Origin of the sequence: Vibrio tarriae, assembly GCF_002216685.1 — a bacterium.
Classification (GTDB): domain Bacteria; phylum Pseudomonadota; class Gammaproteobacteria; order Enterobacterales; family Vibrionaceae; genus Vibrio; species Vibrio tarriae.
Genome location: NZ_CP022353.1, coordinates 2,254,830 through 2,278,359 on the forward strand (window position 1 = coordinate 2,254,830; position 23,530 = coordinate 2,278,359).

Annotated in this window: 21 protein-coding genes, 8 tRNA genes and 1 pseudogene; 5 read left to right on the forward strand and 25 right to left on the reverse strand. The window is 48.0% G+C overall.

Annotation, left to right across the window (positions count from 1 at the left end; translation table 11 throughout):
- Window positions 1–182: 182 nt before the first annotated feature.
- The 3 genes from rpsI to zapE all read right to left on the reverse strand — a co-directional run bounded on the left by rpsI (window position 183) and on the right by zapE (window position 2,346).
- On the reverse strand, window positions 183–575 hold the full coding sequence (rpsI, locus tag CEQ48_RS15985; protein ID WP_000829823.1) for a 30S ribosomal protein S9: 393 nt from the start codon (window positions 573–575) through the stop codon (window positions 183–185).
- A 15-nt stretch (window positions 576–590) separates the two neighbouring features.
- Complete coding sequence (rplM, locus tag CEQ48_RS15990) at window positions 591–1,019, reverse strand: 50S ribosomal protein L13 (protein ID WP_000847599.1); 429 nt, start codon at window positions 1,017–1,019, stop codon at window positions 591–593.
- 223 nt (window positions 1,020–1,242) lie between these two features.
- Window positions 1,243–2,346 (reverse strand): cell division protein ZapE, encoded by a 1,104-nt coding sequence (zapE, locus tag CEQ48_RS15995; protein ID WP_089071922.1) that lies wholly within the window; start codon window positions 2,344–2,346, stop codon window positions 1,243–1,245.
- A gap of 153 nt (window positions 2,347–2,499) precedes the next feature.
- Between zapE and zapG the strand changes: the two genes are divergently transcribed.
- From zapG to degS, 3 genes and pseudogenes are all read left to right on the forward strand, one after another.
- A complete protein-coding gene (zapG, locus tag CEQ48_RS16000; protein ID WP_089071923.1) occupies window positions 2,500–2,937 on the forward strand; it encodes a Z-ring associated protein ZapG in 438 nt (145 codons plus the stop codon).
- Window positions 2,938–3,068: 131 nt separating this feature from the next.
- A complete protein-coding gene (locus CEQ48_RS16005; RefSeq protein WP_181712667.1) occupies window positions 3,069–4,436 on the forward strand; it encodes a DegQ family serine endoprotease in 1,368 nt (455 codons plus the stop codon).
- A 176-nt stretch (window positions 4,437–4,612) separates the two neighbouring features.
- Window positions 4,613–5,672 (forward strand): annotated as a pseudogene (gene degS, locus CEQ48_RS16010) (outer membrane-stress sensor serine endopeptidase DegS).
- Window positions 5,673–5,791: 119 nt separating this feature from the next.
- Here degS and rplS read toward each other — a convergent pair.
- The 5 genes from rplS to ffh all read right to left on the reverse strand — a co-directional run bounded on the left by rplS (window position 5,792) and on the right by ffh (window position 9,409).
- Complete coding sequence (rplS, locus tag CEQ48_RS16015; RefSeq protein WP_000065250.1) at window positions 5,792–6,145, reverse strand: 50S ribosomal protein L19; 354 nt, start codon at window positions 6,143–6,145, stop codon at window positions 5,792–5,794.
- Between the two features lie 41 nt (window positions 6,146–6,186).
- Window positions 6,187–6,930, reverse strand: a complete 744-nt coding sequence (trmD, locus tag CEQ48_RS16020; RefSeq protein WP_000270017.1) for a tRNA (guanosine(37)-N1)-methyltransferase TrmD — start codon at window positions 6,928–6,930, stop codon at window positions 6,187–6,189.
- 27 nt (window positions 6,931–6,957) lie between these two features.
- Window positions 6,958–7,512: a ribosome maturation factor RimM gene (gene rimM, locus CEQ48_RS16025; RefSeq protein ID WP_000061906.1), complete on the reverse strand. Its 555-nt coding sequence runs from the start codon at window positions 7,510–7,512 to the stop codon at window positions 6,958–6,960.
- A 27-nt stretch (window positions 7,513–7,539) separates the two neighbouring features.
- Window positions 7,540–7,788 carry a 30S ribosomal protein S16 gene (rpsP, locus tag CEQ48_RS16030; RefSeq protein WP_000256449.1) on the reverse strand — a complete coding sequence of 83 codons (249 nt, stop codon included), beginning with the start codon at window positions 7,786–7,788 and terminating at the stop codon, window positions 7,540–7,542.
- A 235-nt stretch (window positions 7,789–8,023) separates the two neighbouring features.
- Complete coding sequence (gene ffh / locus CEQ48_RS16035; protein ID WP_000462715.1) at window positions 8,024–9,409, reverse strand: signal recognition particle protein; 1,386 nt, start codon at window positions 9,407–9,409, stop codon at window positions 8,024–8,026.
- A 212-nt stretch (window positions 9,410–9,621) separates the two neighbouring features.
- Here ffh and CEQ48_RS16040 point away from each other — a divergent pair, with 212 nt between their 5' ends.
- Complete coding sequence (locus CEQ48_RS16040; protein ID WP_089071925.1) at window positions 9,622–10,416, forward strand: cytochrome C assembly family protein; 795 nt, start codon at window positions 9,622–9,624, stop codon at window positions 10,414–10,416.
- An 82-nt stretch (window positions 10,417–10,498) separates the two neighbouring features.
- Complete coding sequence (locus tag CEQ48_RS16045) at window positions 10,499–11,779, forward strand: HlyC/CorC family transporter (protein WP_089071926.1); 1,281 nt, start codon at window positions 10,499–10,501, stop codon at window positions 11,777–11,779.
- Window positions 11,780–11,848: 69 nt separating this feature from the next.
- On the opposite strand, the gene luxS is transcribed toward CEQ48_RS16045, so the two are convergent.
- The 17 genes from luxS to csrA all read right to left on the reverse strand — a co-directional run bounded on the left by luxS (window position 11,849) and on the right by csrA (window position 23,483).
- A complete protein-coding gene (gene luxS / locus CEQ48_RS16050; protein ID WP_089071927.1) occupies window positions 11,849–12,367 on the reverse strand; it encodes an S-ribosylhomocysteine lyase in 519 nt (172 codons plus the stop codon).
- A gap of 48 nt (window positions 12,368–12,415) precedes the next feature.
- The gene (gshA, locus tag CEQ48_RS16055) at window positions 12,416–13,990 is read right to left on the reverse strand and encodes a glutamate--cysteine ligase (protein WP_089071928.1); all 1,575 of its coding nucleotides are present in this window, start codon (window positions 13,988–13,990) and stop codon (window positions 12,416–12,418) included.
- A 111-nt stretch (window positions 13,991–14,101) separates the two neighbouring features.
- Window positions 14,102–16,957 carry a M16 family metallopeptidase gene (locus CEQ48_RS16060; protein ID WP_198301177.1) on the reverse strand — a complete coding sequence of 952 codons (2,856 nt, stop codon included), beginning with the start codon at window positions 16,955–16,957 and terminating at the stop codon, window positions 14,102–14,104.
- Between the two features lie 9 nt (window positions 16,958–16,966).
- Entirely contained in the window at window positions 16,967–17,428 is a 462-nt protein-coding gene (locus tag CEQ48_RS16065; protein ID WP_089071930.1) for a YqaA family protein, read from the reverse strand.
- Window positions 17,422–18,372, reverse strand: a complete 951-nt coding sequence (locus CEQ48_RS16070) for an NADP-dependent oxidoreductase (RefSeq protein ID WP_089071931.1) — start codon at window positions 18,370–18,372, stop codon at window positions 17,422–17,424. The genes CEQ48_RS16065 and CEQ48_RS16070 overlap by 7 nt, the downstream gene beginning before the upstream one ends.
- 122 nt (window positions 18,373–18,494) lie before the next feature.
- Complete coding sequence (locus CEQ48_RS16075; RefSeq protein ID WP_089071932.1) at window positions 18,495–19,625, reverse strand: sodium ion-translocating decarboxylase subunit beta; 1,131 nt, start codon at window positions 19,623–19,625, stop codon at window positions 18,495–18,497.
- A gap of 9 nt (window positions 19,626–19,634) precedes the next feature.
- Window positions 19,635–21,422 (reverse strand): sodium-extruding oxaloacetate decarboxylase subunit alpha, encoded by a 1,788-nt coding sequence (gene oadA, locus CEQ48_RS16080; protein WP_198301178.1) that lies wholly within the window; start codon window positions 21,420–21,422, stop codon window positions 19,635–19,637.
- Window positions 21,423–21,456: 34 nt separating this feature from the next.
- A complete protein-coding gene (locus CEQ48_RS16085) occupies window positions 21,457–21,717 on the reverse strand; it encodes an oxaloacetate decarboxylase subunit gamma (protein WP_000148780.1) in 261 nt (86 codons plus the stop codon).
- A gap of 367 nt (window positions 21,718–22,084) precedes the next feature.
- Window positions 22,085–22,161: transfer RNA gene (locus CEQ48_RS16090), tRNA-Arg, on the reverse strand.
- Window positions 22,162–22,232: 71 nt separating this feature from the next.
- Window positions 22,233–22,309: transfer RNA gene (locus CEQ48_RS16095), tRNA-Arg, on the reverse strand.
- 55 nt (window positions 22,310–22,364) lie between these two features.
- Window positions 22,365–22,441: transfer RNA gene (locus CEQ48_RS16100), tRNA-Arg, on the reverse strand.
- A gap of 70 nt (window positions 22,442–22,511) precedes the next feature.
- Window positions 22,512–22,588, reverse strand: a tRNA-Arg gene (locus CEQ48_RS16105).
- A gap of 55 nt (window positions 22,589–22,643) precedes the next feature.
- Window positions 22,644–22,720: transfer RNA gene (locus CEQ48_RS16110), tRNA-Arg, on the reverse strand.
- Window positions 22,721–22,786: 66 nt separating this feature from the next.
- Window positions 22,787–22,879, reverse strand: a tRNA-Ser gene (locus CEQ48_RS16115).
- Between the two features lie 22 nt (window positions 22,880–22,901).
- Window positions 22,902–22,978: transfer RNA gene (locus CEQ48_RS16120), tRNA-Arg, on the reverse strand.
- A 33-nt stretch (window positions 22,979–23,011) separates the two neighbouring features.
- A tRNA-Ser gene (locus CEQ48_RS16125) sits at window positions 23,012–23,104 on the reverse strand.
- A 181-nt stretch (window positions 23,105–23,285) separates the two neighbouring features.
- Window positions 23,286–23,483 (reverse strand): carbon storage regulator CsrA, encoded by a 198-nt coding sequence (gene csrA / locus CEQ48_RS16130; protein WP_000906485.1) that lies wholly within the window; start codon window positions 23,481–23,483, stop codon window positions 23,286–23,288.
- Window positions 23,484–23,530 lie beyond the last annotated feature (47 nt).

Consider the following 23,530-nt stretch of genomic DNA (forward strand, 5'->3'; position numbering starts at 1 on the left):
TAACATTTGTCAATTCAAATCGCTCGCGGCATCACAAAAGGAACAACTTATTTATCGAGTATTGAGAAGAGGGGAATTAGGAATCTGCCAAGCAGACCTTGAGATGTAAAAAACCCGGCCATAAAGCCGGGTTTTTGAACCACATCCAGTAACACTGGAGCGTATTTTTCCAAAAGGAAAAATTAACGCTTAGAGAACTGTGGACGACGACGTGCTTTACGTAGACCCACTTTCTTACGTTCAACGCGACGAGCGTCACGAGTAACGTAGCCAGCAGCACGTAGAACAGGACGTAGAGACTCATCGTATTCCATCAGAGCGCGAGTGATACCGTGACGGATAGCACCTGCTTGACCAGAAATACCACCACCTTTAACAGTGATGTACAGATCCAGTTTCTCTACCATGTCAACCAGTTCAAGAGGTTGCTTAACAACCATGCAAGAAGTTGGACGACCGAAGTACTCTTCAAGGCTACGCTTGTTGATTACGATGTTGCCGCTGCCTGGTTTAATAAAAACACGAGCAGCTGAGCTTTTGCGACGGCCAGTGCCGTAGTATTGATTCTCTGCCATTTCCGAAATCCCCGATTAGATGTCCAGTACTTTTGGTTGTTGAGCAGCATGGTTGTGCTCAGCGCCAGCGTAAACTTTCAGCTTACGGTACATAGCACGGCCTAGAGGACCTTTTGGCAACATACCTTTAACCGCTAACTCAAGTACCATTTCTGGCTTACGCTCAATCAGCTTCTCGAAGCTGAATGACTTCAGGCCACCTGGGAACTCAGAGTGACGGTGGTACATCTTGTTCTTAGCCTTGTTACCTGTAACAGTAACTTTCTCCGCATTCACAACGATGATGTAATCACCAGTGTCAACGTGTGGAGTGTATTCAGCTTTGTGTTTGCCACGTAGGCGAGATGCAATTTCACTTGCTAGACGGCCAAGAGTTTTACCTTCAGCGTCTACAACGTACCAGTCGCGTTTTACAGTTTCTGGTTTAGCAACGAAAGTTTTCATGCTAATAATAACCCGTTAATTTAAATTTACACTTCAAGGAGCTTTCGCTCCCACTGTCTAAGAGCCCAGTCATCACCCCTTCGAGTGGGTGGCACTCTCGGCCACAAAGGACCTGCAGTAACGGTGGGTCGCAGGATTATAGAGAAGGGCGCAGAAAAAATCACCTTTTTTTGCATGAAAAGAGAAAAAAAATCCACGCCTTACTGGGGAAGCCATTTTGTGCTCAGCCCAAGTGCTCCTTCGCTAAGTAATCATGACTTTGCATTTCAATTAAGCGTGATTGGCAGCGTTTAAATTCAAATTCTAACAAACCATCGGTATACAGATCGGTAAGGGGCACTTCAGCAGAAATAATTAACTTTACATGTCGCTCATAAAACTCATCTACCAGCGCAATAAAGCGCCTCGCGGCATCATCGCTACTTTTGTTCATCTGTTTGACATCCGCCAGCAGCACAGTGTGATAAATTTTCGACAGCTCAATATAGTCATTTTGGCTACGTGCCGTTTGGCATAACTGAGCAAAGGTCGCATACAATACTCCATCGCCAGCCGCTTCAACCGTAATCATTCGGTGATTCACGTCGATCTGCGTCTCTGGAGCCTGCTCTGAGCTGATCAACTGCTGGAAGTAACGCTGTAGGTTATCAGTCGCTTTACTGTCTAAAGGGTAATGATAAATTTCCGCTTGTTGTAAGGTTCTCAAACGATAATCGACACCACTATCTACATTTAGGATCTGACAATGCGTTTCCACCAACGCAATTGCAGGTAGGAATCGGGCTCGCTGTAACCCATTGCGGTACAAATCCTTGGGGGCAATATTCGAAGTGGCTACCAATACGATACCGCGTCTAAATAAGGCCTCGAACAGAGTTCCAAGGATCATCGCATCAGTAATATCCGAGACGAAAAACTCATCAAAACAGATAATGTTTGCCTCAGCACAAAAGCGATCAGCCACAATTTCAAGTGGATCACTGACGTCTGATAAAGTGCGTAATTCATCGTGCACCCGATACATAAAGCGATGAAAATGAACCCTAAGCTTCTTTTCTGTCGGCAAGGCTTCAAAAAAAGTATCCATAAGATAGGTTTTACCGCGTCCGACACCTCCCCACATATAGAGACCTTGTGGCGGTTGCGCCACTGGTGGCTTCTTACCGATAAGCTTTTGCCACATAGAAGGTCGTACCACTGGCTGATTGAGGTAGTTTAGCCATTGGTGATACAAATCATCTAAGGCATCCACGGCACGCGCCTGTGCTTCATCACTATAAAAATCAGTGCGTTGTAAATCTTTTTCGTATCGCTGCTTCGGAGTCATATTGGTCTACTACAGTTACAAGGAGAGTCACAAACACAAAATGGCTGACGTGCATTTTGCTTTATCCAACTTGGGTCTCATAGTAACATGTCCCTCGTACATGTGTAACCGATGGGTAAAAAACATGTTAAATAACAACAATAAGGAGCTGTTATGCCTTGGATCTATGCCATTGCTGGATTGCTAGTGGGGATTGTTGTCGGGATGCTGATCGCTCGTTTAACTACCCCTCAATACAAGACGCAGAAGAACCTGCAAAAAGAACTCGAGAGCGCAAAATTTACCATAGAGCAGCAGCGCCAAGAACTGTCTGATCACTTTGCGCAGGCAGCAGAAATGCTCGACACCCTAGGCAAAGATTACACTAAGCTGTATCAACACATGGCGAAAACCGCCACCGATTTGATCCCCAATTTACCTGAACAAGATAACCCATTCAGTAAATTGGCTCAGCAAAAAGAAGAGAACAAACAGCCAGAAGAGCTCGAACAACCACCTAAGGATTACGCATTGGGTGCCACAGGCCTTTTGCGCGGTGAAGAAAAAGCGATCATTCGCTCAGCCGATTTGCTTAACGCCAAAGCCAGCTAATCGATTCCCGCTACTTTACGGTGAACTTTGTAAAGGTTTTTGAGACATAACTCGCAGACTGTCAGTTGAAGTTTCTTGAAATGGACATATTTTCTACTTCAACCGGACGTTAATTTGTTGAGGAGCTTATGATGAAAAAACCTTTACTTGTTTTAACTGCTCTGTCTCTTAGTTTGAGCGCGATTCTCTCGCCTTTGCCTGCAACTGCAGCGCTTCCTCTCTCAGTCAATGGAGAGCAGATTCCTAGCCTAGCCCCGATGCTTGAAAAGGTCACTCCCGCCGTGGTGAGCATCGATGTGGAAGGCACTCAAGTATCAAGGCAGCGTCTGCCGGATCAGTTTCGTTTTTTCTTCGGACCGGATTTTCCGACCGAGCAACTCCAAGAGCGGCCTTTCCGTGGCTTAGGTTCTGGGGTCATCATTAACGCTGATAAAGGTTATGTCGTTACTAACTACCATGTCATTAATGGGGCTGAAAAAATTCGCGTCAAACTGTATGACGGTCGCGAGTTTGATGCAGAACTTGTCGGTGGTGATGAGATGTCTGATGTCGCCTTGCTCAAGCTAAACAAAGCGAAAAACCTCACCGAGATCCGTATCGCGGACTCCGATAAACTGCGAGTCGGTGATTTTGCAGTGGCCATCGGTAACCCATTTGGCTTAGGGCAAACTGTGACCTCTGGCATTGTCTCAGCGTTAGGGCGTAGTGGTTTGAATATCGAAAACTTTGAAAACTTCATCCAGACCGATGCCGCCATCAACAGCGGCAACTCAGGGGGTGCTCTGGTTAACCTTAATGGTGAACTCATCGGCATCAACACCGCGATCCTTGGTCCAAACGGTGGCAACGTAGGTATAGGTTTTGCCATCCCATCGAATATGATGAAAAATCTGACCGATCAAATTCTTGAGTTTGGTGAAGTGAAACGCGGCATGCTTGGTGTACAAGGCGGTGAAATCACTTCCGAACTGGCTGACGCGCTCGGCTATGAATCCTCAAAAGGTGCTTTTGTCAGCCAAGTGGTTCCTGACAGTGCTGCGGATAAAGCTGGCATCAAAGCGGGTGATATCATTACGTCGCTGAATGGTAAAAAAATCGATACCTTCTCTGAGCTACGCGCGAAAGTTGCGACCTTAGGCGCAGGAAAAACCATTACTCTTGGAGTGCTGCGTGATGGTAAGAATCAAAATATTGATGTAACGCTTGGGGAGCAGCAAAATGCCAAGACCAAAGCAGAATCACTGCATCAAGGTTTGAGCGGCGCAGAGTTAAGCAACACCACTGACAGCGATCCTATTCAGGGCGTTAAGGTTACTGAGGTTCAAAAAGGCTCTGCCGCTGAATCTTACCAGCTACAAAAAGACGACATTATCATTGGCGTTAACCGTAAGCGGGTGAAAAATATCGCCGAGTTGCGTGCGATTATGGAAAAATCACCGAATATTTTGGCATTGAACATCCAACGTGGAGAGAGAACGCTTTACTTAGTTGTTCGCTAATTATCACTCAGCGTTACCGCTTATTGAGCGGTAACGCTTTCTTTCCTTCAAAAACCCCCAAACTTGCACAAAAACTTATTCATAAGCTACAGATGCAACTTTGGCGAAATGCCTTTCCAGTGTTATTCTTGCCCACTCGCAGTGAGGAATTTAGTCAATATTGAGTTGGGGAAACTATGCTGAAATTTTGGGTTCGCTCAATCAGCCTTGGGTTGTTGGCTGCGATTGCCATTATTATGGTGACACCCTCACTACGCGCCAAATTAATGCCCGTTGTCGAACAACCACGCAACATCGGCGCTCTACAAATCTCATTTAATGAAGCGGTACGCAAAGCCGCCCCTGCCGTCGTCAATATTTATAACCGTAAATACAGCGAAAATGATCGCCGTAAACTCTCGATTCAAGGTTTAGGATCCGGTGTCATTGTCAGCGAAAAAGGCTACATCATCACCAACTACCACGTCGTCGCGCAGGCCGATCAAATCGTCGTTGCTCTACAAGATGGGCGAGCCGCAGCAGCACAATTGGTGGGGAAAGATCGCCGTACCGATATTGCCATATTACGAGTAGAAGGCACGGGCTTACCGGTGATTCCACTCAATCCAGATTACCATCCCAAAGTCGGGGACGTGGTATTGGCGATTGGTAACCCTTACAACTTAGGGCAAACCACGACTTTCGGAATTATCTCGGCCACCGGACGTTCATCCATCAGCGCTGATGGTCGCCAAGCCTTTATTCAAACTGATGCCGCAATCAATGACGGCAACTCGGGTGGCGCATTGGTCAATACCCAAGGTGAACTGGTCGGCATCAATACCGCCTCTTTTCAACAAGCCACCGATCTCGAAACTTACGGGATCTCGTTTGCGATTCCCTACTCTTTGGCCAGTAAAATCATGACCAAAATCATTGCTGATGGCCGCGTGATCCGTGGTTATATCGGCGTCGACGGTCAAGATATTAACTCGATGACGTCACGTCTTCTCGGTAATGAGCATGTCGGCGGGATCATTATTTTAGGCGTCGATCTCAATGGACCCGCAGCCCGAGCAGGCTTTATAGAGCAAGATATTTTGCTGAAAATCGACGGAAAAAAAAATTAATGGTCGCCAGAATGTCACGGATACCGTCACCGATCTTCGCCCCGGCACTGTGGTGGATTTCACCTTGCTGCGTAAAGGTGAAGAGATTGTACTCCCAGTTACGATTGGTGAAGACACTCGAGATTAAACGTGAGTGATTCTGAAAGGTTCCACTCATCGACGATGAAACCTTCGACGTTAAAATGGAGCACAAAAAAGCGGAGCCCTTGGGCTCCGCTTTTTACTACGAGAACGAGAGTTCTAGCATTACTTCTTAGCCAGCTTCTCTTTGATACGAGCAGCTTTACCAGATAGGTCACGCAGGTAGTACAGTTTGGCACGACGTACTGCACCGCGACGTTTAACTTCAATGCTATCAACTACTGGAGAGTGAGTTTGGAACGTACGCTCAACACCTTCGCCGTTAGAGATTTTACGAACGGTGAATGCTGAGTGCAGACCACGGTTACGGATTGCGATTACGATGCCTTCAAAAGCCTGTAGACGCTCACGGTCACCTTCTTTTACCTTAACTTGAACCACAACAGTGTCGCCTGGTGCAAATTGAGGCAGGTCTTGTTTCATTTGCTCTTGTTCTAGAGCCTTGATGATGTTACTCATTGTCTAAATTCCTAGAATAAACTGATACTAAATTTAATAGGTTACTGATGACGAGTCTCTTTAATGTACTCGGTCAGTAATTGTTCCTGTTCGTCAGTCAGAGCTAGGTTTTCCAGGAGCTCCGGTCTTCTAAGCCAGGTACGGCCAAGCGACTGCTTGAGTCGCCAACGACGAATGTCCTCATGATTGCCGGATTTCAGTACCGCTGGCACCTCTTTTCCGTCCAATACCTCGGGACGCGTGTAGTGAGGACAATCCAGCAAACCATTGGCAAAAGAGTCTTCTTCTGCTGACGCAAAATCCCCTAATACTCCCGGAATGAACCGCGAGACAGAATCAATCAACGTCATGGCTGGGAGTTCCCCACCCGTCATTACAAAATCACCAATTGACCATTCTTCGTCAACTTCAGATTCAATAATGCGTTCATCTACCCCTTCATAGCGACCGCAAATCAGAATCAGATTCTGGTTTTGCGCCAGCTCTTCCACACCTTGTTGGTCGAGTTTTCGACCTTGCGGAGAGAGGTAAATCACTTTCGTCTTACCCGGTGACGCTTGTTTCGCAGCATGGATGGCATCGCGCAAAGGTTGCACCATCATCAACATGCCGGGACCGCCACCGTAGGGTTTATCATCGACGGTGCGACGTTTGTCATGAGCGAAATCACGAGGATTCCAAGCTTCAACTGACAACAACCCTTTTTTAACCGCCTGACCTGTTACTCCAAAATCGGTAACGCTGCGGAACATTTCAGGAAATAGGCTAACGATGCCAACCCACATGTTTCCTCGCTTATTCGATTTTAAGAGTTAAAACGCAGGATCCCAGTCAACTTCGATCCGTTGAGCTTGGCGATCAACAACTTTGATCACTTGCTCTTCAAGAAACGGAATTAACCGTTCCTTTTGGCCGAAAGCATCTTTCAGATTCGCTTTCACCACGAGAACATCGTTGGAGCCTGTTTCCATCATATCGGTTACCACGCCAAGGTCGTAGCCGTTAGTGGTCACTACTTGCATTCCAAACAATTCACGCCAGTAGAACTCATCTTCTGACAATTCTGGTAGTGATGCGGGGTCAATGGCAATTTCAAAGTTAGTCAGCAGGTGTGCATCTTCGCGGACATCAAGCCCTTGAAGTTTTACCACCCAACCTTTGTTGTGGCGTTTCCAGCCTTCTACTTTGTATTCCACCCACTCGCCCTTTTGGTCAATATACCAAGGGCTGTAATCAAAAATACTTTCTGGATTGTCTGTGTAGGAAAAAACTTTAAGCCAGCCACGAATGCCGTAAGAAGAACCTAATTTTCCCACAACCAATTTTTCGTTTTGCTTGCTCATCGTCTCTTTACCTTTCATCGACATAAACTAGTTACTACTTAACAGTAATAATTAAGCCGCTTTTTGAGCGGTTTTAACTAGCTGTGCTACGCGATCAGACAGAGATGCGCCTTGTGAAACCCAGTGGTTCACGCGATCTAGGTCTAGACGCAGGCCTTCTTCTTGACCAGTAGCAGTAGGGTTAAAGAAACCTACTTTCTCGATGAAACGGCCAGTTGCTGAGTTGCGGCTGTCAGCTACAACGATTTGATAGAATGGACGCTTTTTCGCGCCGTGACGTGCCAAACGAATGGTTACCATGTCGTCCTCTTTGCTTTTCAAAAATAAAATTAACCCCGAAAACCACTTTGCAAAAAATTCACAAAATCAGTTTAGGGTCTCGTGCCAAAATAAAGCCTCGGGATTTTACTCTTATTCCGAGGCTTTGCAAGGGGTTTAGCTACTTTTTCGCCAGCTTAAAGCGCTACAAATTACCGTGATTCAGTTAACAAATTGGAAAGTTCACTGAACACTCAAGCGGTTGCGTGCGAGTGAATTAACGACCGAAGAAACCGCCGCCGAAGCCACCACGGCCACCGCCGCCCATCAGGCCTTGCATGTTACGCATCATGCCTTTCATGCCACCTTGTTGCATTTTCTTCATCATCTTCTGCATCTGGGTAAATTGCTTGAGCAGGCGGTTTACGTCTTGCACTTGGGTACCGGAACCCGCAGCAATCCGCTTTTTGCGTGAGCCTTTGATGAGGTCGGGGTTTTGACGCTCTTTCATGGTCATTGAGTTGATGATGGCTTCCATCTGTTTGAAAACGCGATCATCCACTTTGTCTTTCATATCCGCAGGCAGTTGAGACATTCCGGGCAGTTTATCGAGCATCCCCATCATGCCGCCCATGTTTTTCATCTGACCTAACTGCTCGCGAAAGTCTTCTAAATCAAAGCCTTTCTTCTCTTTGAATTTTTTCGCGAGTTTTTCGGCTTTCTCTTGGTCAACGTTGCGCTGCAGATCTTCGATCAGCGACAGTACATCGCCCATACCAAGAATGCGTGAAGCAATACGATCCGGATGGAAAGGCTCTAAGGCATCGGTTTTCTCGCCGACACCGATAAATTTAATCGGTTTACCGGTAATATGGCGTACCGACAACGCCGCACCACCACGGGCATCACCATCGACCTTGGTCAGAATCACACCCGTAAGAGGTAATGCATCACCAAACGCTTTCGCGGTATTGGCGGCATCTTGACCCGTCATGGCATCGACCACGAACAGCGTTTCAACCGGATTGATCGCTTTATGCAGCGCTTGGATCTCCGCCATCATCTGCTCATCAATCGCCAAACGACCTGCGGTATCGACAATCAGTACGTCGTAAAATTTCTTCTTGGCGTGATCAATTGCGGCATTCGCGATATCGATCGGTTTTTGATCCGGTGATGATGGGAAGAAATCAACGCCTAAATCGTTGGCTAGGGTTTCGAGCTGTTTGATCGCCGCAGGGCGATACACGTCAGCGGAAACCACCAACACTTTCTTCTTATCACGCTCTTTTAGGAGCTTAGAGAGTTTACCAACGGATGTGGTTTTACCCGCACCTTGCAAACCGGCCATCAAAATAACCGCTGGAGGCTGAGCGGCAAGATTCAAGGCTTCGTTGGATTCGCCCATCACCGCTTCAAGTTGCTGGCGGACGATTTTGATGAACTCTTGACCCGGAGTCAGAGATTTGGAAACTTCGACCCCCACCGCGCCTTCTTTAACGCGATTGACGAAATCACGAACGACAGGCAGCGCAACGTCCGCCTCTAACAGCGCCATGCGCACTTCGCGCAGGGTATCTTTAATGTTGTCTTCAGTAAGACGACCTTTGCCGCTGATATTTTTCAGCGTTTTGGACAATCGATCGGTTAAATTCTCAAACATCTTTTTTCTCTTCGCTAAGCGGCGATAAATTGGCGTGAGTATACCTTAGACAAACGGACAGGCATACCCGTTACCCAATGCTCACATTCACGAATATCATTTTGAGCCATATTTTGTGCTCTAACCTCTCAAAAACGAAGGTGATACCAAGTAGCCCATTAGCACAGAGCAAGGTATAATTCGCCCACTTAACCCTTATCTATGTGGCAGGTATGGACAACTTAATCGCGATTGCCGCGGCGATGTTATATCTCTTGTCGATTGCGACCATCATCCCCGGGCTGGTCAATCAAACCGGGATCCGAGCAAAAACGGTGTTTATCAGTGCAGCGATTGCACTGCTGTTTCATGGCTGGTTACTGAGTGATTTGATCCTGCACAGCAGTGGGCAAAACCTGAGTATCCTTAATGTGGCTTCCTTGATTAGCTTCATCATCTCTTTAGCGATGAGCTTAGCCATGTTCAAAACTCGCCTCTGGTTTTTGCTGCCTGTTGCCTACAGTTTTTCTGCCATTAACCTTTCTGCAGCCAGTTTCCTACCGGGAACTTTTATTACCCATTTAGAAAGTGATCCCAAACTGCTGCTGCACATCTCTTTAGCGCTATTTTCTTACTCAACGTTGAGCATCGGTGCCTTGTATGCGCTGCAGCTTGCTTGGCTCGACCATAAGCTGAAAAGTAAAAAAGTCTTCTCGATCAATCCTAATTTACCGCCTCTGCTACTTGTTGAGCGTCAGTTATTTAAGATCATTTTGATTGGTAACTTGCTGCTCACGGGTACCTTGTTGACTGGTTTTATCTTTGTGCAAGATATGTTTGCCCAAGGCAAAGCCCATAAGGGCATCCTCTCGTTTGTCGCATGGATTGTGTATTCTATTTTGCTTTGGGGTCATTACCGTAAAGGCTGGCGCGGTAAAAAAGTGACTTGGTTTGCGGTCGCAGGCGCCACGTTACTCACCTTGGCTTACTTCGGTAGCCGTTTTGTACGTGAAATCATTCTGCGCTGAACAAGATTCATCGAGCTGTCATTTGACACTCGCAATAGATTCAGCCTTTAATTAAAACTCTGTCATAAGGAAAATTCGCGTTTTGGACGACATATCAACGGGTATCTTATTTGCGCTACTCGCGTGTCTCATCATTATTTCCGCCTATTTCTCCGGTTCTGAAACCGGCATGATGGCTCTCAACCGTTACCGTTTAAAGCATTTGGCCAACAGCGGCCATAAAGGCGCTAAACGTGTTGAAAAGCTACTGGATCGTCCAGATCGTTTGATTGGCTTAATCCTGATTGGTAACAACCTCGTCAATATCCTCGCCTCTGCGATTGCCACCATTATCGGTATGCGCCTGTATGGCGATTTAGGTGTCGCGATTGCCACGGGGGCATTAACTTTAGTGATTCTGGTGTTTGCCGAAGTCACGCCTAAAACTCTAGCCGCACTTTACCCAGAGCGAGTCTCTTACGCCAGCAGCGTGTTACTGACGATTTTGATGAAGCTGCTTTCACCTTTGGTGCTGTTCGTTAACTTGATGACCAATGGTTTGATCCGCATTCTCGGCATCTCGCCAAAACATGGCAAAGGCGATCATTTAAGCTCAGAAGAGTTACGTACTGTGGTGAATGAAGCGGGAGGACTCATCCCTCGCCGTCACCAAGATATGCTGCTGTCGATCCTCGATTTAGAACACGTCACCGTCAATGACATCATGATCCCGCGTAATGAGATAACGGGCATCAATATCAATGATGATTGGAAGTCGATTGTGCGGCAGTTGGTCCACTCACCACATGGGCGAGTCGTGCTGTACCGTGACAAGATTGACGAAGTGGTCGGTATTTTGCGTTTGCGTGAAGCTTCACGCTTTATGCTTGAGAAGAACGACTTTAATAAAGAGATGCTGCTGCGCGCAGCGGATGAGATTTACTTTATCCCTGAAGGCACACCGCTTAACGTTCAGCTTCTCAAGTTTCAACGCAATAAAGAGCGAATTGGCCTTATCGTCGATGAATATGGCGAAATCATTGGTTTAATCACACTCGAAGATATTTTGGAAGAGATTGTCGGTGAATTTACCACATCCATGTCTCCAAGCTTAGCGGATGAAATTACTCCACAAGGTGATGGTAGCTTCTTAATTGAAGGCAGCGCCAATATTCGTGACATTAACAAAAGCCTTAAGTGGAAGCTTCCTACCGATGGACCACGAACCTTAAACGGTTTGATTTTGGAGCACCTTGAAGAGATCCCAGCGAGCCATCTGAGTGTGAAAGTGGCACAGCACAAAATGGAAATCCTCGAGTTGGAAGAGAATCGGATTAAGTTGGTCAAAGTTTACCCAAGAAAAACCAAAGTCAGTTTGGTTTAAGTGAAGCAGTCAAACAAAAGCCCGAACTCAAATTCGGGCTTTTGTATTTTTAACGTGCACAGAACCGACTTAGTGAACCTTCAGCTCATTGAGCATAGATTCGGGCAGCGCCAACTCATCGTTACGGTTAACCGAAATACCTGCCGCAATCACGTTTTTCGCAATCGCTTTGGCTTCTTCGAGCGAGTGCATCGCCGCGGTGCCACATTGGTATTCATTCAGCTCAGGAATGTGCTCTTGGCTTTCGACTTTCAACACATCTTGCATCGCGGCTAGCCATGCTTGTGCCACTTGCTGTTCTGTCGGCGCACCAATCAAGCTCATGTAGAAACCTGTACGGCAACCCATTGGTGAAATATCGATGATCTCCACTTGGCTGCCGTTAAGGTGATTGCGCATAAAGCCCGCGTAGAGATGCTCTAGAGTATGGATACCGCGCTCAGACAAGATATCTTTGTTTGGCATAGTAAAACGCAAATCAAATACGGTAATCGTATCCCCTTTTGGGGTTTGCATGGTTTTGGCAACACGCACCGCCGGTGCATTCATACGGGTATGATCGACGGTAAAACTGTCTAATAATGGCATTTCCTTTCTCCCTTTCTGGCTCGCTTACTACGCGCCACTAAAACTAAATTAACTCGCCGCCTGTAGGTAGGCAAAATATTGCGTTAGGTAAGCATCAAAATTGAGCGTCTCTTTCGCTTCAATGTCGGCTTGGGCTTGAGTTGAGCGGCGCACTTCCTGCTCCATCTCATCTTGTGAGTAGAACTGGTATTGGTGCTGTAAATTAACCGCTCGGTACTCATTACCTAACGCGCAGCCTGTTTTACCTAAGCCGCCGTGCTGTTTAATTTTTGTTAGGATTTGTGCCGAGAGCGTCAGCTCAGGATTTTCGATCCAAGTCTCTAGTTTGGCACACACCGCTTGGTAGGCATCGCCACCGAGAGCGGCATCCATAGTTTCAGCAATCACACGCAGATCGGCAAACACACGTTTAGCCCACGCTTGCAAGGTCAACACTTCACCATGGCAGCCAATTTGCAGTTCTAAGCCCGGTTTGCGACCTTCCAGTACCACTTTACGCCAGTTGTCGCGCCAACAAGCCAGTTCACAGCCATCCATAGGATCAGAATCTGACAGCGCTGTCCATGCTAAGAATAGGTCGAGGAAACGAACCTGATCTTCATTAATCCCAATCGGGCTAAATGGGTTTACATCGAGCGAGCGCACTTCAATATATTCCACCCCTGCACGGGCTAGGGCTTGCGAAGGCCGCTCGCCGCTTTGTGTCACACGTTTCGGACGAATCGGCGCATACAGCTCATTTTCAATTTGCAGAACGTTGCTATTGAGCTGACGATATTCCCCCTCCACTTTCACACCCAGTTTGGCAAACTCGGCTGAAGGGGTGCGGATCGCTTCATTCAATCCTTGCAGATACTGCTCTATGCTATTGAAACCAATTTGCAGCACACTTTGCGCGCTGTTGGTGTATCCCAAATCGCTTAAACGCAGTGAGGTGGCATAAGGCAGATACAGGGTTTTACCTATCGACTCGAACGGCAGATTGGTTTTGCGACCTTGTAAAAAAGACGAGCAGAGTGCGGGGGAAGCCCCAAACAGATACGGAATCAACCAACCAAAACGGTAGTAATTACGGATGACGCCAAAATAGGCCGCGGATTTACTCGCTTGACGAGCAGACTCCTCTTGCTCACCAAACAAGGCATCCCAGAAGCTTTCTGGGAATGAAAAATTGAAATGTACTCCGGAGATAATCTGCATCAAGCTGCCATAACGGCGCTTGAGCCCTTCACGGTACAAGGTTTTCATTTTTCCAGTGTTCGACGAACCGTATTGTGCCAGCACTATCCCCTCTTCACTGCCGACATAACAAGGCATGGAGAGAGGCCAGAGTTTTTCTTCTCCCAGCTTGGTCTGCGCGAAATGGTGAATATCCGACATCTGCGCCAGCAAAGTATCGACTTCATGCGAGACAGGGGTGATGAACTCCAGCAAGGACTCCGCAAAATCTGTGGTGATCCAACGGTGAGTTAATGCCGCTCCCAGTGCTTTCGGGTGTGGCGTTTGCGTGAGAGCACCTTCCGGCGTGTAACGCAGCGATTCGCGCTCTAATCCACGGCTAAACTTTTGAAATACTTCTGGTCTGTTTGCAACTGTTTGTAGTCGCTCGGCAAATTTACTCAAAATACGCTTCGCTTATGTAAGTGGTTCCAGTCGCACGCCGCCTGTTAAGCGTAGCGCTTAAGCAGCATAGCGAGTTTGGGGCGCAATCCGCCCCACTATTAAATGTGTACTCTAACGGATGATTTCAAGCCCTTCTAGCGGAATGCCTAACTTTTCCAACTGCGGTTTGAGTCGCTCTGCATCGCCCACCACAATGATTTGGTAATCATCAGGATTGAACCATTTAGCTGCCAGCTCATTGAGTGTTGAGCGATCAACGCTTTTCACTATCTCATTGCGTTGCTGCAAATAGTCGCGATCTAAACTGTAAGTCAGAATACTTGAAACAAGTTGGGATTTCTGCGCGGGTGTTTCATACATCAGCGCATCTTGTTGACCGACGGCGAGGCGTAAAAATTTCATCTCTTCATCAGTCATACCCGTTTGGCTGAAATGACGCATCTCTTTGATCATTTCTTGAATCGCTTCAATGGTCACATCCGCACGGACTGGAGCGTTAAATACGATGGCCCCAATTTCACGGTTACTGGCAAAATAGCTTCCCGCACCGTAGGTATATCCTTTGTCTTCACGCAGATTTTGGTTTATCCGGCTATTGAAGTTACCCGCTAAGTTAAAATTCGCCAATTGAGTTAAGTACAGCTCACCCGTGGCATCAAAAGGAAGCCCTTTACGCACCATACGGATGATACTTTGCGGCGCTCCCGGCTTATCCACTAAATAGATTTTCTGCTTAGTTAACGTTGGCACTACTTGTGGGTTAATCAGCGGGGCCGCTTCGCCTTTCCAATCGGCAATAAACTGCAACTGCTGACGAATTTCTCGCGCACTGATATCCCCCACTACCGCAATTTGTGCGCCATGCGGGGTGTAATGTTGACGGTAGAATTGCTTCACATCCTTCAAGGTCAAGGCAGAGATAGAAGCTTGCGTACCATCACCGGAGCGGGCAAACAAACTTTCTCCCCATAATACTTGGCGGGTGGCTTGCGATGCTAACCAGCTCGGTTGCTGGTGTTGGTAAACCACGCCTTGCAACATCTGCTGCTGTAAACGTGCAAAATCACTCTGTTTGAAAGCAGGTTTGAGCAGCATCTCTTGGGTGATTTGCAACGTCTCCGGCAGGTTCTTCTTCAAACTCGATATCACAATGCTGGTTGAGTAGGCTCCCGCCACGACTTGAATGCTTGAGCCGAGTTTATCCAGTTGCGCTTGAATGGCTTCGGCGCTGCGGTTTTGGCTGCCTTCTTGTAGCAAGCTGGCCGTTAAGTTCGCCAAACCTTCTTTCCCCATCGCGACTTGGCGCTCACCTGCAGGCAATTCAATTTCAATCAGCACTGTCGGTGTTTCACGAGTTTGCGTGCCGAGCAGTTGTACGCCGTTGTCAAAATAGACATCGTACAGTTTAGGTAAACGTGGCTGAACCGCTTGTGCCACTTGCGGCATCTGCGAGCGATCAAAGCTGTCTTTGGCTTCGCGATAGGAAAGCTGCTCATCACCAATTCTTTGATATTCCGGCAGTTGACGTTCCGGAGTGATAAAGGTTGCCGAACGTACCGCAAAGTCCGTTTTGCCTTTTGCCACTACACTGAGTGTCACTTTCGGCTGGCCATCCAGATAGAGAGTGAACACCTGCTGCACCGACTCTGGTGTCACTGCGCGGATTTTCTCTAGCTGGCTTTCGATGCGATCTGGCTGGTCAAAGAAAGTTTGGTTGGCGGCCAGTTGGCTAACTTTGCCTTCGACACTCTCTAGCGCAAATACAGCACTGGCCTCTTCTGAGCCGATGATCTGTTCTAGACGCGAAGCAGAGACGCCCTGCTGCTTAAACTTTTCCAGCACTTGCAGAGTTTCTTGATACAGTGGGGCAAGCTTACCTTTGGCTCCCGAGGGAGCCATGGCATACACATAAAAGGTACAAGCGAGCTCAGCACAGTCTTGGAATGCGCCCGCATCAACTGCCTTTTGAGTTTTCACCAGCTCTTGATAGAGCAGGCTGTTGTTGCCACTGCCTAGGGCAGTGGCTAGAGCATCCAGTGCGACTTGATCCTCTGCGCCCAAATATTGCGTTGGCCACCCAATCAGCAGCATCGGCTGCTGCACACGATCTTCCAACGTAATAAAACGATCTTCACTCAAACGTGCTGGCTGCTTCGGTGCATCCACTACTTCTGGGCCTTTCGGAATCGAGCCAAAGTATTGTTGTACCCAAGCTAAGGTCTGTTTCACATCCAGATCACCACCTATGGTTAACACCGCATTATTTGGGCCATACCAACGTAGGAAAAAGGCTTTTAAATCATTGACATCAACTCGGTCTAAATCGCTGACATAACCAATCGTTTGCCAAGAGTAAGGATGCCCTTCGGGATAAAGCGCTTCACCCATTTTTTCCCACATCAAGCCATAAGGGCGGTTGTCATAATTCTGAGCGCGCTCATTTTTCACGGTATCACGCTGGATCTCAAACTTGCGCTGCGAAACCGCATCGAGCAAAAAGCCCATTCGATCCGCCTCAAGCCACAACATTTTTTCTAATTGATTGGCAGGAACCGTTTCAAAATAGTTGGTACGGTCGCGGTTGGTGGTGCCATTGAGCGAACCGCCCGCTTCAGTGATCAAACGAAAATGCTGCTGATCACCGACATGTTTAGAGCCTTGGAACATCATGTGCTCAAAGAAATGAGCAAAGCCAGATTTACCAATCTCCTCACGAGCGGAACCCACGTGATAGGTTACATCAACATGCACCAAGGGATCGGAGTCATCCGGTGAAAGGATCACGGTCAGTCCATTATCCAAACGATACTTCGAGTACGGGATCATGACTTTACCCGGTTCGGCTTTCACCTCTTCGACCAAGGTGACGCCTTTCGGCAAAGAAGAAAACAGCGTCAGCGATGAGTCAGAACTACTGCATCCCACTAATAACAAAAGAGAAAATCCAAACAACCCGACTTTTCTCATCACATCTCCTTAAAACAAACCGTAATACAACGCAGCAAGCAATGAATAACGCAGCGCCTTACCAATCAAAATCATCAAAAATGCAGGGAGTACGTTTAAACGTAGCCAACCTGCCGCTAAACAGAGTGGGTCACCAATAATCGGCAACCAACTCCCAAGCAACGCCCAATAACCGTAACGCTGCAACCAGAGCTTGGCTTTATGACCTTGTTTTTGCGAATCAGTTCGATGCGGCAGCCATAAACCTAACCAATAGTTGGTCATGCCACCTAAAGTGTTCCCGGCCGTTGACACCGCAACGATGAGCCAAACCGGATGTTGAGCGAGCGATAAACTCGCCAACAACGCCGCTTCTGAGCCGCCCGGTAATAATGTTGCACTGAGAAAACCACTCCAGAACAGTAAGCTCAGCGGCGATTCAGCAAAGAGAGAAGTGAGTAGCGCAGAAGAGTCATTCCACCACTCTAGCATTTCATATCAAGAAGCAACTTGCCTCGCGTGTGTCCGGATTCAATCTGCTCATGCGCTTGCGCCGCGTCTAACAGTGAATAGATGTGCTGAATTTCGATTTTCAGTAGCCCGACACTGACCATATACAGCATGGTATCGAGCTGCTCTGGATTCGGATCTACCAACATGCCCGTAGCTTCAAAACCGAGTAGCTTGGCTTTTTCGCAGATAAGCTCGGCGGTTAACGTCGGTACAGTAATGACGCGAGCGTTATCTTTTAGGCATTTAAGCGCATCCAACGCTGCCTCTCCCCCCACCAGATCGATCAACACATCCACCTCTTCTAAACGCTGAGAGACGGGCGAAAATTGGTAATTGATCGCATGAGCGCCAAGCGTCGCCAGATAATCTAAATTCGCTTCACTGCAAGTGGTAAATACTTCTGCCTTAGCGGCGAGTGCAATTTGCACCGCGATATGCCCAACGCCCCCCGCCCCCGCAAGAATTAACACACGTTCACCTTCTTGGACCTGCGCTTTGCTCAAGGCTTGCGCAGCGGTTTGCCCAGCAAGAGGCAGTGCGGCAGCCGCTTCGAGCGTTACCGCATCAGGCACTACACTCAGTTCTTGTTCTGGCACGCAGAGATATTGGCTATAACCCCCACCTCGCAGTGGAAATCCAATAAATCCCGCCACATTATCCCGCTCTTTAAGACGAGTTACCCCCTCTCCCACAGCCATGACTCGTCCTGAGATATCGTAACCGGGTGTCCACGGCAGTTTGTCTTTATTTTGTGCCGCCGCCCATCCTAACCCCGCTCGGGTTTTCACATCGATAGGGTTAACACTCGCGAAAGCAACTTTCACTAATACTTCACCCGCTTTGGGGGTTGGAATTGGCGTACTTTGCATGGCCAACACATCCGGTGTACCAAATTGGGTAATGACGATTCGTTTGTTTTCCATTTCCACTATCCCTATCGCGCGAATAAAAAGGGATGCCGAAGCATCCCTTTGAATATATACCAATTTCTTTTAAGCCGTTAACTTTGCATCGCTATTTTGAGCAAGGTGTAACCAACTTATGGTTAACCTACTAGAGCCAGCAGTACACCCGCCGCAACCGCCGAGCCTAAAACACCAGCCACATTTGGCCCCATGGCATGCATCAACAAGAAGTTTTGCGGGTTAGCTTCTAAGCCCACCTTATTCACTACTCGAGCCGCCATAGGTACCGCAGAAACGCCTGCAGCACCAATCAATGGGTTGATATCCTCTTTGGAAAATTTATTGAGGATCTTCGCCATGATCACTCCACCCGCCGTGCCAATACTGAAAGCGGCCGCCCCGAGTGCCAAAATGCCTAAGGTTTCCAAATTGAGGAAAGTATCAGCTTTCAGTTTTGAGCCAACTCCCAATCCTAAGAAGATTGTGACGATATTGATCAGCTCGTTTTGCGCAGTTTTGGACAAACGATCCACCACACCCGCTTCACGCATCAAATTCCCCAAACAGAACATGCCGACCAAGGGTGTTGCCGCAGGCAAAAACAGAATGGTCATTAGCAGCACCACAAGTGGGAACACGATCTTCTCGGTTTTACCCACGTGGCGTAGCTGAGCCATCTTGATTTTGCGCTCTTCCGGCGTCGTCAAGGCCTTCATGATCGGTGGCTGAATAATCGGAACCAATGCCATATAGCTATACGCAGCGACCGCAATTGCCCCAAGCAGATCCGGCGACAACTGGCTGGCGAGGAAAATGGCCGTTGGACCATCCGCTCCGCCAATGATCGCAATCGACGAGGCATCAGCCATGGTGAATTCCATGCCCGGTACAAAGTTGAGCAAAATGGCGCCGAACAAGGTAGCAAAAATGCCTAACTGAGCCGCAGCGCCTAACCACAAGGTTTTCGGGTTGGCAATCAGTGCACCGAAGTCCGTCATCGCCCCCACACCCATAAAGATCAGCAATGGGAAAACGCCTGACTCAATACCGATATGGTAAACGTAGTACAGCAAGCCTCCGGGCTCGGTAAATCCTGCATTAGGAATATTGGCTAACACCGCACCAAAACCAATCGGCAGCAGCAATAACGGCTCAAAGCCTTTACGAATGGCCAGAAACAGTAACATACAGCCGACCAAGATCATGATGATCTGCCCTAGCTCAAAATTGGCAATCCCCGTCTCTTGCCATAAGGTGATTAATCCGTCCATGACTTTCCCTTATGCCAAGCTTAACAGTGATGCGCCAACGCGAACGCTATCGCCTTCTTTGACATGCAGTTCCTGAATCACACCACTGCGCGCTGCACGAATTTCGGTTTCCATCTTCATCGCTTCTAACACGATAAGCACATCACCTTCTGCAACTTCATCGCCTTGTTCAACTTGAATTTTGAAAATGGTTCCCGCCAACGGTGCAGCAACCGCTTCTGCGCCTTGAGTGGCTGTTGCAACCACCGGTTTTGGTGCTGCTTTTTGGCCAGCAGGTACCACTGAGGTCAATTGACCTTGTGGACCCACTTCAACGTCATACACCACGCCGTCCACTTTCACACTGTAGCTCTCGATACCTGCTGCAGGTTTGGTGCTCGCAGGGGCGGTAGCCACCGGAGCGGGCTCTTTGCCGGGCGCAGGTTCAAACGCCTCTGGATTATGGCGATTTTTCAGGAATTTCAGGCCAACTTGTGGAAACAGCGCATAAGTCAGAACATCGTCTACCTTCGCATCCGCTAAGGTGATTTTTTCTACTTGCGCTTTTTCAAGCAGCTCTTTAGTGAGATGGTCCAGCTCATCTTGCAGCAGATCAGCAGGACGACAAGTAATCGCTTGTCCACCTTCTAATACGCGCGCTTGCAGCTCAGCATTCACGCTAGCAGGCGTTGCACCGTATTCACCTTTAAGGACGCCTGCGGTTTCTTTGGTAATGCTCTTATAGCGCTCACCCGTTAATACGTTGATCACCGCTTGAGAACCAACAATCTGCGAGGTGGGTGTCACCAATGGTATATACCCAAGATCCTGACGAACGCGTGGGATCTCTTCCAATACCTCATCGATACGGTGCGCCGCACCTTGCTCTTTCAACTGGCTTTCCATATTGGTCAGCATGCCACCGGGCACCTGCGCAATCAGAATGCGCGAATCCACACCTTTTAACTGACCTTCAAACTTGGCGTATTTTTTACGAACCTCACGGAAATACGCGGCGATCGGTTCAAGTTGCTCCAATTTAAGTTGTGTATCACGTGGCGTATCCTGCAGCATAGCGACCACGGTTTCCGTCGGCGTATGGCCATAAGTCTGGCTCATTGAGGAAATCGCCGTATCAAGAATATCAATCCCCGCTTCCACCGCTTTGACTGCCGTAGCCGTAGATAAACCCGTTGTCGCGTGACAATGGAGCGCCAAAGGCACCGCGCAAGAGTACTTAATACGTGAGATTAACTCTTCGGCTTCATAAGGTTTGAGCAGACCCGACATGTCTTTGATACATAAAGAGTGGCAGCCGAGATCTTCAAGGCGCTTTGCTAAATCCACCCAAGTTTGCGTATTGTGCACAGGGCTCGTGGTATAAGAGAGCGTGCCTTGCGCGTGAGCGCCCACATCAATCGTCGCTTTTACCGCTTTTTCAAAATTGCGCACATCGTTCATCGCATCAAAAATACGGAATACATCCATGCCATTGGCATGGGCGCGCTCGACAAATTTCTCGACGACATCATCCGCGTAATGGCGATAACCGAGTAAGTTTTGGCCGCGCAGTAACATCTGCATTGGGGTATTCGGCATCGCTTTTTTCAAAGCGCGTAGACGTTCCCATGGATCTTCGCCAAGGAAACGGATGCAAGCATCAAACGTCGCTCCACCCCAAGTTTCCAACGACCAGTAACCGATTTTATCCAGCTCAGCCGCGATCGGCAGCATATCTTCAATACGCATACGCGTAGCAAAGAGTGATTGGTGGGCGTCACGTAGGACGACATCGGTGATGGCTAATGGTTTAGACATGCTCATTAACTCCTTTTAATCCTTGTAATCCAGACTACTGTTTCGCTGTCGCACTGCGGTGCTGATGCACAGCCGCAGCGATTGCCGCCACGACTTGTGGGCTAACGGAATCAGTGACTGGTTGAACTTTTTGACTTTTCTTGGGCGTTGCAGCAGCCTCGGGTACCTCTTGCGGTATCACACGGGACATAAACTGAACGAGATAAACGAGAAGAGTAAGAAATAGGAATACCACAGCCATTCCGGTGACCATCAGAGTGGCGGCATCCAATAAGAGACTTCCAATATGTGTCATGTTGCTTCCTTTGCGTGTCATCCTGACATTCTTCGGCTTGTGCACATTTTTTGCGCTTAACGCAGAAGAAGTGGGATTATCTCGACTGAACAATAATTGTCAATTTGGTTACAAGCACTCTTTTAGCTCTGGCACAAACTGGAACAATAAATCATCACCTGAGATTGAAAACCAGCACAAGTGCAAGGCCAAGAGGCTGCTTTTTGACCGACTGAAGCTAACTTAGCGCGAAAGAGGGGCAAATACTGCGATGAAGTTAATATAGCGGGGAATATCCTTCACAAAACAATAAGTTGTAGCGCAAGGGTAAATGAGGTGTTTGCGACATGTAAAAAAAGCCCTGCATTTTCATGCAGGGCTTCTAATATGGCGCGCTCGAGAGGATTCGAACCTCTGACCGCCTGGTTCGTAGCCAGGTACTCTATCCAGCTGAGCTACGAGCGCGCAATGTTTAATGATTCGATACCGATATCTCAGTATCAGGGCATTACCCTTCTCTCTTAACGAGATAAAAGTGGCGCGTCCGAGAGGATTCGAACCTCTGACCGCCTGGTTCGTAGCCAGGTACTCTATCCAGCTGAGCTACGGACGCGCAGGCTTTGATTGTTTTCACAATCGACTCCCGAAAATTCAGGAGCTTTAAATAGTGGCGCGCTCGAGAGGATTCGAACCTCTGACCGCCTGGTTCGTAGCCAGGTACTCTATCCAGCTGAGCTACGAGCGCGCAATATTTAATGATTCGATACTGATATTTCAGTATCAGGGTATTACCCTTCTCTCTTACGAGATAAGAGTGGCGCGTCCGAGAGGATTCGAACCTCTGACCGCCTGGTTCGTAGCCAGGTACTCTATCCAGCTGAGCTACGGACGCGCAGGCTTTGATTGTTTTCACAATCGACTCCCGAAAATTCAGGAGCTTTAAATGGTGGCGCGCTCGAGAGGATTCGAACCTCTGACCGCCTGGTTCGTAGCCAGGTACTCTATCCAGCTGAGCTACGAGCGCGCAGGTTGTGAACTATATCACAAATATTTTCTTCTAGAACAAAAAAATTGACCATAGGCCAATAAATGGCGGTGAGGGAGGGATTCGAACCCTCGATACGGCTATAAACCGTATACTCCCTTAGCAGGGGAGCGCCTTCAGCCTCTCGGCCACCTCACCACTTTCATATTCCAGAAGAATATGGCGCGTCCGAGAGGATTCGAACCTCTGACCGCCTGGTTCGTAGCCAGGTACTCTATCCAGCTGAGCTACGGACGCGCTGTGGCTTATCGAAATAAGCATTGCAAGAAATGGCGGTGAAGGAGGGATTCGAACCCTCGATACGGCTATAAACCGTATACTCCCTTAGCAGGGGAGCGCCTTCAGCCTCTCGGCCACCTCACCGTCTTGCGGAGGCACATATTACGATTTACCAAAAATATGTCAAACACTTTCTTGGTGAAAACTCGGCAAAACAACTCAACCGTTGGCAAATTAACCAAAGCGCTGAGAATTTGCACTTTCTAAATAAAAACACGGGGATAAACAAAAAGGTCGGCGTTGACGGCCGACCTTTCTTCGATAATTAGTAGTTGCCAGACGCAACGCCACCATTACCTTTTTCAGCTTGAATGCGCATGTAGATTTCTTCACGGTGCACAGACACTTCTTTCGGTGCGTTCACACCGATACGGACTTGGTTACCTTTTACACCTAATACTGTCACGGTCACTTCGTCACCGATCATCAGGGTTTCGCCAACGCGGCGAGTCAAAATAAGCATTCTTAGCTCCTTGAGTAATCTCTGTATTTTCTTGCAACCACACTATT